This is a genomic window from Salana multivorans (assembly GCF_003751805.1).
Taxonomy (GTDB): domain Bacteria; phylum Actinomycetota; class Actinomycetes; order Actinomycetales; family Beutenbergiaceae; genus Salana; species Salana multivorans.
This window is the reverse complement of record NZ_RKHQ01000001.1, coordinates 16436-29826: the sequence shown is the minus strand read 5'-3', so window position 1 is coordinate 29826 and position 13391 is coordinate 16436. Positions and strand designations below refer to the sequence as shown.

The window sequence follows — 13391 nt, the reverse complement described above, 5'->3', positions numbered from 1 at the left end:
CTACCTCAATCCGAGGTCGATCAGGCTGAGGCGTTGCGCCTCAGAGGCGACGCCAGCGGTTGTGGTTCCTGCGATCTCGGTGATGCTGCGGGCCTGCGCCGGCGTGAGCGTCGGGTCGAAGCGGCCGCACGTCAGCACCTCGTTGAGGTTCAGCACCAGACGCAGGGCGTGGCGGTTGCGCTTGAAGTCGGCCCTGCTACCGATGGGGTAGCGATCGCTGAGGATGAAGTTCCTGATCGTGCGGCGATAGCGGTCTGCCGTCGCACCGATGGCGGCCCTGTAGCCCGAGCGGTACGGGTCGAGGGGGGACGGATCGGCCTGACGCGAGAACATGGCCTCAAGGGCCTGGTGCGCTCCGATGTCGCACAGATGAAGCCAGCGGCTCAGCGGGATCACGGTGGCGTCGAGGCCATCGCAGATCGACTGACTACCGCGGTGCCCGTCGGCGATGACGGTGTAGGTGTCGAGATCAGACTCGGCGTCCGCGAGGCCGTACAGGTGCGACCCATGCGGGGTGCGAAGAAGCGCTTCCATCGCACCCCCTTTGCGGCTAGCGCAGGGGCGCCAGTCGGTCGTAGGTGTAGGCCAGGCGTCGTCCGCCGTGATCGACGAGCCAAGCGCTCAGATGCTTGTGATGGGAGATCACCCGGCCCCAGCCGCGCTTTCCCTTGATGCGGACCTTGTCGCCCGCCACTACCTCGATGTCGCTCACGCGGCCTCCTCCACCATGTCCAGTCGTGCCCTGTAGTCCGCGATCGAGATGACCTCGACGTCCTGCGCCTCCGGCCCCTCTGGGGCGTGCAGCTCGATCGCGAGACGCCGGCGATCGGCCTCCGTTGCCATGAGGCGCGCCAGACCGTCGTAGGCGGTCTGGAGCTTCACCGCCGAGCCGCCGCGCGGCACGCTCGGGCGCGGGTGGTTCTGCGCGTACTCCTTGCGCTCGTCCGCCGGCACCCCTGCGTAGGTCGCGTCCCAGGCGCGGAGCTTCTCGATCTGCTCGGCGCGGTAGTCCTCGTCGCGCTTGTAGGCGCTGAGGTCGTCGCACAGGAGGTAGGCGAAGTTCCAGTCCGAGTTCTGGTAAAAGTCGCTCTGACCAGACTCCTTGAGCGAGCGGTAGAGGTTCTGCACCACTGGGTGCCACGCCTGGTTCACTCGCGGGACGGTGACCTTCTTGTGGGTCCCGCGAGTCGTCAGCGTGACGTCGCTTCCCTTGCGGGAGCGGTCGCGCTGGAGCTCGGAGTCCCGGCTGCGGAGCGGGCCTCGTGTGCCCATGTGAGCCTCCCTGGCTACATCAGGCCAGGGTGGATCTCCTGGCGGCGGAACCTCGCACCGATCTCTCGGCGCAGCCTCGCCTTCGCTCGGTTGCCCTCCAGCGCGCTCTTCTTGGCGTGGTGCCAAGAGCAGAGGGCTCGAAGATTCTCGGCGGAGTGATCGTCTCCGGGGCGAATGTGGTCGACTTCCGTGGCAGGCTCTCCGCAAGGCTGACCGTTCTGGTCGAGCCAGACGCATCTGTGGTTGTCACGGCGGAGAATGGTTCGCCTGAGCGAATCCCACCCAGCGGGCAGGCGGGATCGACGGTCGGAAGTGGACCAAGGCACAGCATCACCCCGGAGAGAGAATCCGCGGAGGGAACGCGGAGGAATGACTCCCACGCCATTGTGGGAGAAGTTGACCCTCCGCCATGTACTAAGCACTGAGCTTAGGGCCGTAGGCTCGATGGACCGGAGGGGAGATCTTGAAGGAGTAGATCAGAAGGCCCGTAAGGGCCTCCACGCTAGAGCGTTATGATGAAGGGGATAAGACTAGGAAGTAAGGTCTTTGCCGTAAAGCCCCTTACGGGGCTACCGATACGGTAGAGCGTTTCGGTAAAGCGAAAGCGTTGAGCTTTAGCGTAGAGCTTTACTCCTCACCCCCTACCCCCTCTCCTCAGCGCCCCTCTACTATACTTAGGGACCGGGTTGGCCCCCGGCGTCTCACGTGAGGTCGTCCGCTTTCGATCGGCTGGCGGTGTCGACCCCCGCTTTTCGTTGGTACCACAGGCATCTCTCTCTGATTGTGACGTCCCACACATTAGGACGTTAGGCGTCGTTTGTCGTGAGACCTCTGGCGGCCGGCGGCAGTTCTGCATGGGGTCGAAACTGATGCTTCGCGGCACATTCTGAGATCTCGAAAGTTCCCCAACCGTGGCGGATGTCTGATTGCTATACCCCGCGGTCAGGAGGTTCCAGCGGCGGGGGGTCATCCCCCCTTCCCCCTTTCTGGCATTGACGGCTCGCTTGGGCCGTGCTATTCGCGCGCCGGCGATCGTCTCTATGCCCGGCGCCTTTCTCGCGCCGTTATCAAACCGTTACATTCTCTGGCCGCTTCCGGTGGCACGTGGGTAACGTGTGGTGTAACGTGTGTTGCGTGAGGTCGTCGGCCCGGCGATCGTCGCGACAACCCGAAGGGGATGGATCAATGGTCAAGGTCAATGCGGGGGCCGTGGTGCTGGCCGGTGCCGCCGGCGCGGCCCGCGTCGCGCGGGAGGGCGAGCGGTGGGGCGTCGGGGGTGACAACATCAGCGACGACGTGGCGCGTACGGTCGCCGCTTGGTGGCAGTCGTCCGGAAGTGTCGGCAGTGCGCTCGCGGCGCTCGCGTCTGGCGCTGACGTGAGCGTCGACGACGTTGCCGCCGACTGTGCGGCACTGTTGCGCGGAACGGTCACGGTGGCTGAGGCGAACACGCTTAGCGCTCTGCGCGCTTGGGCGATCGCTCGCGACGCTGAGTGTGTGCTGTGGGTATGTGTCGACTGCATGCTGGCGCACCACTACCCGGGCGAGGGCGAGGCGTCGGGCGAGTGCGAGCCGTGGGCCCTGCTCGACGAGGGCGTCGTCACCGCCGGGCTGGACTGCGGCACCCCGGACCACCACGCCGCGGACCCGAACGCTCACTATGAGGGGTGCGATCGTCGTGACTTCGACGCGGGTGACTGCGAGGGGTGCGGCAGTGCCCTCGCGGGCGAGCGCTACGCCTTTACGTGGTGGCCGGACACCTCCCCCGCCGGTATGGGATGACACTCGGTCATCAGTGGAACGTGCCGCGTAGCGTGCGCTGCACCGTCCCGGCCCTGGTGGGTTTGGTGAGGTTCGATCCCTCGCCCGGGAGCTCCGGTCACCCAATGGGGGTGACCACGACCGGCGGGAGTCGGGATCATGGGACGGAACACGCGAGTGAGCACGCGGGGCAAGCGGACGGACGCGGCGCGGGCGGAGACGTTGCGTCGCCGCGAGGCGCGTCGGGTCAAGTACATGGGCGGGACGGCGCTGTGATGGGTACACGCGCCACCGTCGAGGAGCGGGCACTCTCGACCGCCTGCTACTACTGCCGCGCCGCCACCGACGCGCCGTGCGAGACGCCGTCGGGCCGGGTGACGACGCCGCACAAGCCGCGTCGAGAGGCCGCCTGCGTCGTCGAGTGCTGGGCTGACGGTCGTGACCGCTGGCGCGTCACCGTCGAAAGCATCGGCGATGACCGGCGCGATCGCCGGGTGGCGATCGCGCGCCTGCTCGACGAGCTGACGGTGCGCGAGCAGAAGGCGGGTGAGTCGCGCGACGGTGCGCGACGGCGCATCGGCTCCCACCTGCACCGGAACGTCGAGTTGCTGGATCGGCCCCGCTCGGGGCTCGCGACCTACGGGGAGGTGGGGTGGTGATGGGTGCGACCGATCGGGAGCGGGCTGTTGAGTACCTTCGCGGGCTCTATCCGCTCGGTGCCACCGTCACCACCGCGCTGCATCACGTCAGCCGTTCGGGCATGACGCGCAGCATCGCCGTGATCGCCGTGGTCGACGGAGGGCCGGTCGACGTGTCATGGGCGGTCGCACACGCCGTCGGTCGCCGACTCGACCCCGAGCACGGCGGCGTCAAGGTCGGCGGCATCGGGATGGATATGGGCTTCCACCTCGCATATTCGCTCGCCCGCGCCCTGTACCCCGATGGGCACCACTGCACCGGCCATGAGGTGAGCGAGGTGCGAAGGAACGGGCGCACGGTGACGCGCTGCCCGTCGAACGACCACGTCAACGACTGGACCATGCTCGCAGCCCAGTACGGACACGATCACCCCGACGAGCGCGACGCTGAGTGGGACCCTGGCCTCACCGCCCCGGAGGCGCGCGCGGCGCGCCTGGCGTTCTGCGCCGCGCGCGCTGAGTGGATCGCCGCTCAGCGGCCGCGACTGTGGTCCCGCCGACGGCACCACAGCGACGGCGGATACGCGCTCAAGCATCGGTGGCTGTGATGGGCGCGCTGGACTCGCGAGACGGGCTGCTTCAGGTGGTTGACGTGATGCCGCAGGGCGATGGAAGCGCCCGCGTGACGGTGGTCGAGATGATCGGGGAGCGCGGGTACATCAAACGCCGGGTGGAGACCGTGCGGCGGCTGGCGCGGCGCGCAACCCGCCTCAACGGGCGCACGCGCGCTGACGGTGAGCACTTCTGCTCTGGTCAGGGTCGGATGACGGTCCAGGTGTGGCCGACCGGGGAGGGGGAGTGATGGGGGCGACGACCTTCTGCACCAATCATGAGGAGTGGTGCCCGCTGCCTTGCTCCGGATGCGAGCACGACTGTCCGGAGGGCTTCAAGAGGGAGCTACACGACGGCGAGATGGTGACGGCGGACGGGCGCGCGATGGGCGAAGGGCGATGACGCGAGCTGGGATCGGCGACAGGCGGCCCGGGCGCGAGAGGTTCGCGCGCGAGGTCCAGCTCACGGTCCAGGCGTTCGTCGCGGGCGCCCTGCTGGCGATCTACCTGCTGATCCTGTGGGCCCTGTTCGCCGCGCTCGACCGGCTGATCGGATAACGTGCGGTGTAGTGCTTGCTACGGGATAACGTGTCATGTAACGTGGTGCCACCAGGCGCCGAGGGAGAGGAGAGGGAGAGATGGATGGAACGATCAGGGCTCACGAGATGGGGCGCCGGCGCTTGTTGGCGTTGCCCCGGCGGGCCGGGGTGGTGGTCGGTGCGATCGTCGGTGCGACGCTGACGCTCACGCTCGCCATGTCGGCGCCGAGCGGAGACGAGTCGGGCGTGGACGGGCCCGCCGGGGCGCCCGTCGAGGCATCGGAGGCGATGCCCGTCCCGGACGCGCCGACAGGCGTTGTCGACGCCCGTGATGCTGGCGCCGCGCCCCATGCGGGCGAGGGTGGCGAGGTCGAGCCGGAGGAAGGGGCGGCCCCTTCGCCCCAGGTGGCTGACGCTCCCGCAGGGCAGGGCGAGACGCCGACGGTCGATCCCGCGCCATCCGCGCCGGTCGTCGTCGAGTGCTTCGAGGAGGAGCCGTGCTGGAACTGGCGGACGATGGGCAACGGCACTGCCGGTGGGACGCTCCTGCTGCCCGACGGCGAGGTGCTTGACGTCCTGGTGACGGCGAACGGCGATGGTACGTACTTCGTGCGGGAGCGCTGACCGGTGAGCGAGGCAACCGCGAGTGCGCTTCTCGGCGCCCGCCCCGTCCGCTTCGTGCCCTTCGCGTCGATGACGAGGGCCGAGATGGTGGAGCACCTGACGGCCGTCCACCTCCTTGAGGGGGACCTATTCCTGGGAACGCCGACCGGGGGTCTGATCCGCGAGCACGCGTTGGACCACCACGAGTGGGACGGGACGCCCGAGCAGGTCTACGAGCACCGCCACGACAAGGCGGCTCGCCCGGGGCGAGAGGTGCGGCCAGGCGTGGGGCGAGGGCTATGACCAGGGTCTATGAGCTGACGATCATCACCGACAACCCGGACGTGGTGGAGCGCATCAAACTCGCCTTCGAGCAGACGGGGATCGACCTCGACAACGACGGCAGGCCGCGCGACCTTGAGGCATCGCTGTTCGAGGTCGACGCCGACGGACGGGCCGGCGATCTGCTCTGGGGAACGGTCTACGAACCCGACCCCGACGGGGATGCGCCCGACCCGCGCGAGCGACCCGTCTCCTCGCTGTGGTGCGCGGAGTGCGGCGCGCCTGCCGGTCCGTTCGTTGTCGGCGACGAGACAGAGGTGTGCCTGTCGTGCTATCGGGTGTTGACCGACGGCTAGATCGCGAGCGAAAGGATAACGTACCGTGGAATGTGATCTGCGCACGCGCCTCGAATGGGCATCAACGCTGACCGTGGGGGATCGGGTGCGCATCGCCCCTGACGTGGAGGGGCTCGACGCCTTCGTCGGCGCGGAGGGTCGCGTGGTTGAGCTCGGGGACGCCTCGGGGAGCGGCCATGACGCCTGGGTAGAGGTGCCCGAGAGCGAAGTCAACGAGGTGCCGGGGCTCGTCCGAATGGGCAAGCCGTGGGTACTCCCGGTCACCTGGCGCGAGATGGAACCGATCGACGACGGGGGCGCAACGCAGGGGGAGGCGCCCCCGTCGAACAGCAGCACCGCAGGCGGTTTGCCTGGCGGACCAACGAGTCACAGGAGGAACAACACGTGAACCAGATCATCGTCACCAACCAGGCCGAGTGGGATGCCGCCATCGAGCGGCACCGCAACGACTACGTGAGCATCTACGTCGACGCGCCGGCTGGCGTGGTGCTCCGCATCGACGAAACGGGCTCGTCCCGCGCCGTGCTGCGGGGCTCGTCCCGCGCCGTGCTGTGGGGCTCGTCCAGCGCCGAGCTGCGGGACTCGTCCCGCGCCGTGCTGCGGGGCTCGTCCCGCGCCGTGCTGTGGGGCTCGTCCAGCGCCGAGCTGCGGGACTCGTCCAGCGCCGAGCTGTGGGGCTCGTCCCGCGCCGTGCTGTGGGGCTCGTCCAGCGCCGTGCTGCGGGGCTCGTCCCGCGCCGTGCTGCGGGGCTCGTCCCGCGCCGTGCTGTGGGGCTCGTCCAGCGCCGAGCTGCGGGACTCGTCCAGCGCCGAGCTGTGGGGCTCGTCCAGCGCCGTGCTGCGGGGCTCGTCCCGCGCCGTGCTGTGGGGCTCGTCCAGCGCCGTGCTGCGGGGCTCGTCCAGCGCCGAGCTGCGGGACTCGTCCAGCGCCGAGCTGTGGGGCTCGTCCAGCGCCGTGCTGCGGGGCTCGTCCAGCGCCGAGCTGTGGGGCTCGTCCAGCGCCGAGCTGTGGGGCTTCTCGACCGCGCACGCCCACGACCGCTCGACCGTGAAGGGCGGCACCTACACCGCCGTCTTCATCCACTGCGCGCGCGTCACGGTCGACGGCGGCGTCATCATCGATCTGACGTCCATCAACCAGCTCGACCCCGCGACCTGGGTGGAGCTCCACGCGGACGTCGACGACGACGGCATGGTCCACCCGTTCAAGGCGGTCGACGGGGACCTCTACGCCGGCCACGCGTACTACCTGACGCAGTACCCGATCGGTGAGACGATCACCGACCCGCGGTGGCGTGACGACAACGCCTGCGGTGGTGGGCTGCACGTCTCCCCGACGCCGCGTCACGCTCGGGACCACTACTGGGAGGCGGAGCGCTTCCTGGAGGTCGTGGTGCCCCTCGCCGACATCCGGCCGATCGACGAGACCAAGATCAAGGCCGAGTCGCTCACGATCCTGCGCGAGGTCGACATCGACGGCAACCCGATCGAGGTGGCGAAGTGAGCGCCACGACGAAGTTTCGCGTCGGCGACAAGATCCGCGTCACCTACGGCGGGGTCACCTCGGAGGGCGTCGTCGGCAGCGTCGACGCGGATGGCGACCCGCGCAGCGTCGACGGGGAGCCGATCGGCCCCTACTTCCTGCGAGCGAAGGAGGTCGAAGGGTCGGCCATGGTCGAGCGCCTCGACCGTCCGCTGCCGACCGAGCCGGGGGTCTACATCAGCGCGGCCATGAGGGAGACGCCCTGGCTCGCTCGCGTACTCCAGCTCTCGCCGACCGGCGGCTGGCGCGGCGAGTCGGGTGGCCCAGGCGACGTCTCCTCCACGGCGAAGCTGCTGCACGACGAGGACGGTCTCGTCCGCCTCGCGCCGCTCGGCGCGAGCTGAGGGGGTGGTAGTCGTGGTGGTTCCGCAGATCACCACCCCCGCCGAGCTGGACGCACTGCCCTACGGGGCCATCGTCGTCTGCTCGGACGGTGTCGCCGGACAGATCGGGGTGGACCAGTCGTCGATCGCCAGCGTCCGGAGAGTGCTGCGTCGGGCGAACGGCAACATGCAGGACCTCTCGTACTCGGGCATGTTCCTCCCCGCGACCCTGGTCTACCACCCGACCCGGGACCTGGTCGCCGAGGCGTACGCGGAGGGTGATGCTCAGGCTCAACAGCGCTTCACAGACGTGATCGACGCGTCGCTGGTGCGTGTAGCGGACGGGACGTGGGACGCGGCACGTTTCGTCGAAGCCATGTCGGACCTGGTGTCAACGGCTCGATCTATGCGCGGGGAGGTGTCGTGATGGAGGTCTGGCGCGAGCACCCCAACTACTCGACCGGGGCGGGGGGTCCGTACTGCCAGGGCTGTGAGGCTCCGATCAAAGCGTTCGAGGGGAACTACTCGCTCGGCTGGGTGAAGCATGTGGCGGAAGTCGCGGCCTCGGCTGAGCGGGAGCGGATCGCGCGGGAGATCGAGGCGGACCTGCTCTACGACGACGCCGGCCGGCTGAACGCCTTCAACGCGGGTCAGGAGTACGCCGCCCGACTCGTGCGCGGGGAGGTGCGGTCCGCCGCTCTGGTGTCAGTGAAGCGCGAGCAGCACGGCAACACGGACGACGAGGCCGAGCGCTGCGAGGACTGCCTGGGATGTGCGGCGGACCGGCTGATCGCGGCCGGATACACGGTCACCCGCGAGCCCCACCGTGCCCGCGCTGACCGGCCGCACCTCCGCTCCGAGGCGGCCAGCAAGAGGATCGCGGAACTGGAGGCCGAGGTCGCGCACCTCCGCCGCGAGAACAAGTACCTCGTGACGGGAGAGGAGGAGGACTGATGTGGTGGATCTGGCTCCTGTTGGGGCTTGTAGTCGGCGGGACCCTCGGCTTCGTCGCGTTCGCGCTGTGGCTGCTGAGGGAGTGGGACTGGTGAGCGTCAACCTGGTCTCGCCGAACCGGATCGAGTGCAACGGTGACGGCCGCTGGCCGTGTCGGGCGTTCTTCGAGGCGCCGGCGGGGTCGTACGCCCACGAGGCTCGGCGGGACGCGCGGCGGGAGGGGTGGACGGTCAACATGCCGAACCCGTACGGCGGGCGACGGCGCCTCGACTACTGCCCCGAGCACGGCTGGAAGATGGTGGAGCGATGAGCGCGCAGATCCGTCGCTGCGACATGTGGATCGCAGAGTGCCGCAAGTGCGGATGGACCAGCCGGGTCACCAACCGGCGCGGTGCCGAAGACCTGGCCGACGAACACGACGAGGAGGGCTGTGATGGCTGAGGACATGGTCGAGCAGGCTGCGCGGGTCATGCACGAGGAGGTCTGCTGCCCGCTCGATCCGGATGGGTGCGACGAGCCGACCGGGCGGCAGCGTACGTACGCTCGGGCCCTCTACGACGCCGGGCGTCTGCGCCCCGAGGTCACCGACGAGATGGTCGAGCGAGCGGCCCGCGCTGCTTTCGATCGTCCCGGCGCGTTTCGGGGGTGCCTGTGGTCCGATCCCCGAGGGCGAGACCAGACGACGGAGGCGACTCGGGTTGAGTACCGCGAGAACGCGCGCGCCACCCTCGAAGCCGTGCTGGGGGTGAAGTGATGGACGCGGCGTTCATCCTGGGCGCGATCCGGCGCGCGCACTCGGGGGCGGCGATCGTTCCGGAGCTGTCGATCGAGGACTTCGACCTGCCCGACTCCGGGCGCGAGGTGGAGTACGCGTACATCCCCGGTGATGCGCCGCCCGCGGGGCACGCGCCCATGCGCCGGATCGACGCCCTGATGTTCGAGTCGCTCGTGCGGACGGCGATCGAGGTCAAGGTGACCGTGGCGGACTTCCGGCGCGACACGTACTGGAAGCGGCGCATGTGGCAGCGGCACGTCCACCGGTTCGTCTACGCCGTGCCGGCCGACCTGGACGTGATGAGCCCGCACGGCTGCGGCCTGTGGCGAGTCCACGAGGACGGGCGTATCGAGGTCGCCAAGAAAGCCATCGTCAGCAAGACCCCCGACCCGCTACCGCAGACCGTCGTCCAGCGCATCGCCTACCGCGCCGCGGGGGTGACCTCGTGACTCGGGTCAAGCCTTGCGCGGTGTGTCACCACCCCAAGAGTCGTCACCGCGCCCACGAGTGCCGCCACACCGGGCAGGCGTTCGGGGTGATGTTCATGGGCGTCAACACCATCACGACGTGGTGCCCGTGCGCCGGGTACGTAGAAGAAGGAGGGGATCGTGGCTGACCCACGAGAGAAGGGCCTCACCCCGGCCCAGCGACAGCTCCTGTCGGAGTTCCGCGAGTCGAGTACAGGCGGCCTGTGGATTCGCTCCTACTCCCGATGGTCTCGCACGACCCGCGTCCTCGTGGAGCGCGGCCTGATACGTCGAACCGATTGCGCCCGCGACTCCGCGTTCTACGAGCCCGTCACACGGCAGGAGGAGGACACACCATGACCGACCGCATCAACCACGCCACCGAGGCGCGGCATCTGCTACAGAGCGCGGCGAAATACCGCCGGGACGGCTTTCAACACATTGCGAGCACACTCGCGCAGGAGGCCCAGACCGAGGCGACCCTGGCCCTCGTGGAGCAGCAGCGCATCGCCAACCTGATCCGCCTGCACGCGGAGTGCGGTCACACCGGAATGGCCTTGTTTGTTCCGGTCGGGTCGGTGTCAGAGGCCATCCACCCCGACGTCGCCGCAGCGCTCGGGATCGAGGTGACTCCCGATGACTGAGCCGATGGCGCCGGAGCGGCTGGCCGCTATCCGGGAGAGCCTCGACGGGGCCACCCTGTCCAGCTTCCGCGTTGGAGGTCAGGCGCGGGAAGACATGCTCGCGCTCCTGGATCACATCGAGAAGCTGACCGGCAGGCTGGACCACGCCGAGTTCCGTGCAACGGAGGCCGAGTGGCAGTTGGCGGCCGAGAGTACGCACCAGGATGACGGACCGTGCGCCGTCTGTGACCACCTCGCGAACGTGGATATCGCGAAGATCTACGACGAGAACGAAATCCTGCGGCGCGACCTGCACACCGCCAAGGCTGAGCGCGAGCACGCCCTCGGTATTGCTCGGCTCCTGCGTCAGGAGCGGAACGTGCTGCGGCGCGAGGTGGACGACGCCGGACGGGCTCGTGCCGCCCTCGACCGGGTGCGAGCGGAGCACGGTGCGACGCCCTGGCCGGACGGCTCGCTGGTCTGCTCGGGGTGCGGCAGATTGTGGCCGTGCCCGACGCTCCGCGCGCTGGAGGGGGACGCGTCATGACGAGGGCCGCGATGATGGCGACGACGCGCTACGGTCGGGCCATGAGCCAGTACCCGCCGCAGCGTCGCGCCGTCCCGCCCATGCCAGCTCAGCACCAACCCCAACCTCACGCGTGGGCGCCCCCGGCGCCGCTACCCGGCGGAGGCGTTTCGCGACCGTCGCGTCGACGCAGTCTCGGATGGGTGTGGGGTGTGGTTGCGGGAGTGGGTGCGATCGTCCTGGTGGCGGTCATCACCCAGGGCAATCCGGAGGTCGCTCGCGCGACGGCCGACCTTCGCGCGAGCTGGTCCGGGCTGGTTGATGCCTTCCTGGCCTCGCCACTCACGGGGCTCATCCCGAGCCTGGCCCGCGCCTAGTCGTAACCCAACTCTGCCTCGCACATGCGAGAGCAATAGGATAACGTGTCGTGTAGTGTGTTGAGCACGGCAGGCGAGAGAACTGGAGAGAGAAGTGACCATCATCATCGGACTGGCTGGGGCGAAGCGCTCGGGCAAGACCAGCGCGGCGAACTACCTCGCTGCGCGCCACGGGTTCCGCATCATGTGCTTCGCGGACCCCCTGCGCGACATCCTCGGAGGGCTCGACCCGATCATCCCGGGCGGCGCGACCCAGGGCGGCTACCAGCGCCTCAGCGAGGCGTTGAGGGAGGCGGGGGGCTGGGAGGGCATCAAGGGCAGCCCCTTCTACTGGGAGGTCCGCGGCCTGTTGCAGCGCCTCGGCACCGAGGCCGGCCGCATGGTTCTCGGCCAGGACATCTGGGTCGACGCCCTGGAGTCTCGGATCGCCGGCGCGGTCGAGATGGGCGAGGACCGCTTCGTCATCCCGGACGTCCGCTTCCCGAACGAGATGGACCGACTCCTCGACATGGGTGGCTCCGTGTACCGACTCGTCGGCCGAGGGGTCGGCAACGATCCCCACCCCTCGGAGCGGGCGCTCGACGGCATCGCCCTCACGGAGATCGAGAACGACATGGAGGTCATCGACCTGCATCGCCACCTCGACTCGATCGTCGAGATGGAGCGCGACTACGAGGACATGCGGGCCGACCTCGCGGGGGTGACCGCATGAAGCTGCCCACCGCGGACGACATCTCGGGATGGTGGACCGGCCTAGCGGGTCGCCCCGAGGCCCCCGCCGATCGCACGGTGCCGAGCGCCCCCGCGCGCCTGGAGGCCGAAGTCGCGTGCACTGAGGATCGGCCGGCTTCGGCGGCCGACGCCCCGCTGCCCCCCTCGGGCTACCGATGGGCTGCGGACGTTGCGGAGGTGTCGTCCGTCTATCGCGGTTCGCCCTCTCGCGGAGGGCCGCTCCTGGGGTTGCAGCTTCTGTTGCTCCGGGAGTCGGACGGGAAGGCCGTTGGTCGGCGTCGCGTCTTCGGGGACCATGGCGAGATCCCGTCGATGGACGATGTCATCGAGGCGATGGAGAGCATCCTTAAGGATCGCCATGCCCTGGAAGCGGAGGCGGCTGCGCGGCAGGCTCGGTGGGACGAGCGCGTGGCGAGACTAGCGCGCCTTGAGCGCCTCGCCGAGAGCCTCGGGGGTGGTCGCTGATGGGGGCCGGCTACGCGGAGGTGTCCTACAACCTCGACGAGAAGTACGTGACCGGCGACCGGATCTGCCGTGCCGCCGGGGGAGGCGTCGCGGTTCTCATCGACCTGGCGACCGCAGACTATGCCCGCCCGCTTGCGTGCATCGACGTGCGGGCGATGATCGTCCTCGCGTCCGTCTGGCCGGAGCTGAGCGAGCCCGACACGATCCCCGAGCCGTACCTCGTCCAGCTCATCCACCCGGGGGTCATGCCATGACCGAGCGAAAGGGGCAGGGGTCGTGACCAAGCACTGTGTCGTCGCTCATCGCATCTGCCGAACGACCGGCAAGCGCAGCTTCTTCTCGGACCGCGACGCCCGGAAGGCCCTGGGCCGCGCCCAGGCGAAGCGCGAGAAGTGGCAGCGGACCGAGACGCGGTACTACCACTGTCGCGACTGCGATGGCTACCACCTGACCTCGCAGTCGCGACAGGAGCACGACGCCGCCGCAGTGCTCTGGCAGGAGTTGCGCAAGATCGCCGAGGAGAGTGTTGCCTGATGCAATGGTGT

At 69.0% G+C, this 13391-nt stretch carries 26 protein-coding genes; 23 read left to right on the top strand and 3 right to left on the bottom strand.

The window, feature by feature from the left end:
• The 3 genes from EDD28_RS00260 to EDD28_RS00255 are packed head-to-tail and all read right to left on the bottom strand — an operon-like array spanning position 1 to position 1272.
• Complete coding sequence (locus EDD28_RS00260) at positions 1 to 534, bottom strand: hypothetical protein (RefSeq protein WP_123737820.1); 534 nt, start codon at positions 532 to 534, stop codon at positions 1 to 3.
• A 16-nt stretch (positions 535 to 550) separates the two neighbouring features.
• Positions 551 to 712, bottom strand: coding sequence for a hypothetical protein (locus EDD28_RS17215; RefSeq protein WP_170169302.1), 162 nt, complete (start codon positions 710 to 712; stop codon positions 551 to 553).
• Complete coding sequence (locus EDD28_RS00255; protein WP_123737819.1) at positions 709 to 1272, bottom strand: phage terminase small subunit; 564 nt, start codon at positions 1270 to 1272, stop codon at positions 709 to 711. The genes EDD28_RS17215 and EDD28_RS00255 overlap by 4 nt, the downstream gene beginning before the upstream one ends.
• A 1185-nt stretch (positions 1273 to 2457) precedes the next feature.
• Between EDD28_RS00255 and EDD28_RS00245 the strand changes: the two genes are divergently transcribed.
• The 23 genes from EDD28_RS00245 (at position 2458) to EDD28_RS00140 (ending at position 13380) form a co-directional block, all read left to right on the top strand.
• Positions 2458 to 3054, top strand: coding sequence for a hypothetical protein (locus EDD28_RS00245; RefSeq protein WP_123737817.1), 597 nt, complete (start codon positions 2458 to 2460; stop codon positions 3052 to 3054).
• 254 nt (positions 3055 to 3308) lie between these two features.
• On the top strand, positions 3309 to 3692 hold the full coding sequence (locus EDD28_RS00240) for a hypothetical protein (protein ID WP_123737816.1): 384 nt from the start codon (positions 3309 to 3311) through the stop codon (positions 3690 to 3692).
• Complete coding sequence (locus EDD28_RS00235) at positions 3692 to 4279, top strand: hypothetical protein (RefSeq protein WP_148059493.1); 588 nt, start codon at positions 3692 to 3694, stop codon at positions 4277 to 4279. Before EDD28_RS00240 ends, EDD28_RS00235 begins: the two co-directional genes overlap by 1 nt.
• Entirely contained in the window at positions 4279 to 4533 is a 255-nt protein-coding gene (locus tag EDD28_RS00230; protein WP_123737814.1) for a hypothetical protein, read from the top strand. The genes EDD28_RS00235 and EDD28_RS00230 overlap by 1 nt, the downstream gene beginning before the upstream one ends.
• Before the next feature lie 148 nt (positions 4534 to 4681).
• Positions 4682 to 4840: a hypothetical protein gene (locus tag EDD28_RS17210; RefSeq protein WP_170169301.1), complete on the top strand. Its 159-nt coding sequence runs from the start codon at positions 4682 to 4684 to the stop codon at positions 4838 to 4840.
• A gap of 80 nt (positions 4841 to 4920) precedes the next feature.
• Positions 4921 to 5445: a hypothetical protein gene (locus EDD28_RS00225; RefSeq protein WP_123737813.1), complete on the top strand. Its 525-nt coding sequence runs from the start codon at positions 4921 to 4923 to the stop codon at positions 5443 to 5445.
• A 278-nt stretch (positions 5446 to 5723) separates the two neighbouring features.
• Positions 5724 to 6062, top strand: coding sequence for a hypothetical protein (locus tag EDD28_RS00215; RefSeq protein WP_123737811.1), 339 nt, complete (start codon positions 5724 to 5726; stop codon positions 6060 to 6062).
• A 25-nt stretch (positions 6063 to 6087) separates the two neighbouring features.
• Positions 6088 to 6450 (top strand): hypothetical protein, encoded by a 363-nt coding sequence (locus EDD28_RS00210; RefSeq protein WP_123737810.1) that lies wholly within the window; start codon positions 6088 to 6090, stop codon positions 6448 to 6450.
• A complete protein-coding gene (locus tag EDD28_RS17760) occupies positions 6447 to 7565 on the top strand; it encodes a DUF7666 domain-containing protein (protein ID WP_245967849.1) in 1119 nt (372 codons plus the stop codon). Before EDD28_RS00210 ends, EDD28_RS17760 begins: the two co-directional genes overlap by 4 nt.
• The gene (locus tag EDD28_RS00200) at positions 7562 to 7948 is read left to right on the top strand and encodes a hypothetical protein (protein ID WP_123737809.1); all 387 of its coding nucleotides are present in this window, start codon (positions 7562 to 7564) and stop codon (positions 7946 to 7948) included. The genes EDD28_RS17760 and EDD28_RS00200 overlap by 4 nt, the downstream gene beginning before the upstream one ends.
• Before the next feature lie 13 nt (positions 7949 to 7961).
• Positions 7962 to 8354 (top strand): hypothetical protein, encoded by a 393-nt coding sequence (locus EDD28_RS00195; RefSeq protein WP_148059492.1) that lies wholly within the window; start codon positions 7962 to 7964, stop codon positions 8352 to 8354.
• Complete coding sequence (locus EDD28_RS00190) at positions 8354 to 8881, top strand: hypothetical protein (RefSeq protein ID WP_123737807.1); 528 nt, start codon at positions 8354 to 8356, stop codon at positions 8879 to 8881. The genes EDD28_RS00195 and EDD28_RS00190 overlap by 1 nt, the downstream gene beginning before the upstream one ends.
• A gap of 91 nt (positions 8882 to 8972) precedes the next feature.
• A complete protein-coding gene (locus tag EDD28_RS00185) occupies positions 8973 to 9191 on the top strand; it encodes a hypothetical protein (RefSeq protein WP_123737806.1) in 219 nt (72 codons plus the stop codon).
• Positions 9188 to 9322, top strand: a complete 135-nt coding sequence (locus EDD28_RS18020; protein ID WP_281272539.1) for a hypothetical protein — start codon at positions 9188 to 9190, stop codon at positions 9320 to 9322. The genes EDD28_RS00185 and EDD28_RS18020 overlap by 4 nt, the downstream gene beginning before the upstream one ends.
• On the top strand, positions 9315 to 9635 hold the full coding sequence (locus EDD28_RS00180) for a hypothetical protein (RefSeq protein ID WP_148059491.1): 321 nt from the start codon (positions 9315 to 9317) through the stop codon (positions 9633 to 9635). Before EDD28_RS18020 ends, EDD28_RS00180 begins: the two co-directional genes overlap by 8 nt.
• The gene (locus EDD28_RS00175) at positions 9635 to 10105 is read left to right on the top strand and encodes an MmcB family DNA repair protein (RefSeq protein WP_123737804.1); all 471 of its coding nucleotides are present in this window, start codon (positions 9635 to 9637) and stop codon (positions 10103 to 10105) included. Before EDD28_RS00180 ends, EDD28_RS00175 begins: the two co-directional genes overlap by 1 nt.
• A 374-nt stretch (positions 10106 to 10479) precedes the next feature.
• Entirely contained in the window at positions 10480 to 10767 is a 288-nt protein-coding gene (locus EDD28_RS00165; protein WP_123737802.1) for a hypothetical protein, read from the top strand.
• Positions 10760 to 11293 (top strand): hypothetical protein, encoded by a 534-nt coding sequence (locus EDD28_RS00160; protein WP_123737801.1) that lies wholly within the window; start codon positions 10760 to 10762, stop codon positions 11291 to 11293. The genes EDD28_RS00165 and EDD28_RS00160 overlap by 8 nt, the downstream gene beginning before the upstream one ends.
• A 203-nt stretch (positions 11294 to 11496) precedes the next feature.
• Positions 11497 to 11649 (top strand): hypothetical protein, encoded by a 153-nt coding sequence (locus tag EDD28_RS17205; RefSeq protein ID WP_170169300.1) that lies wholly within the window; start codon positions 11497 to 11499, stop codon positions 11647 to 11649.
• A gap of 94 nt (positions 11650 to 11743) precedes the next feature.
• Positions 11744 to 12361: a deoxynucleotide monophosphate kinase family protein gene (locus EDD28_RS00155; protein ID WP_123737800.1), complete on the top strand. Its 618-nt coding sequence runs from the start codon at positions 11744 to 11746 to the stop codon at positions 12359 to 12361.
• Complete coding sequence (locus EDD28_RS00150) at positions 12358 to 12846, top strand: hypothetical protein (protein ID WP_123737799.1); 489 nt, start codon at positions 12358 to 12360, stop codon at positions 12844 to 12846. Before EDD28_RS00155 ends, EDD28_RS00150 begins: the two co-directional genes overlap by 4 nt.
• Complete coding sequence (locus EDD28_RS00145) at positions 12846 to 13100, top strand: hypothetical protein (protein ID WP_123737798.1); 255 nt, start codon at positions 12846 to 12848, stop codon at positions 13098 to 13100. Before EDD28_RS00150 ends, EDD28_RS00145 begins: the two co-directional genes overlap by 1 nt.
• Positions 13101 to 13122: 22 nt before the next feature.
• A complete protein-coding gene (locus EDD28_RS00140) occupies positions 13123 to 13380 on the top strand; it encodes a hypothetical protein (protein WP_211339073.1) in 258 nt (85 codons plus the stop codon).
• Positions 13381 to 13391: the final 11 nt, after the last annotated feature.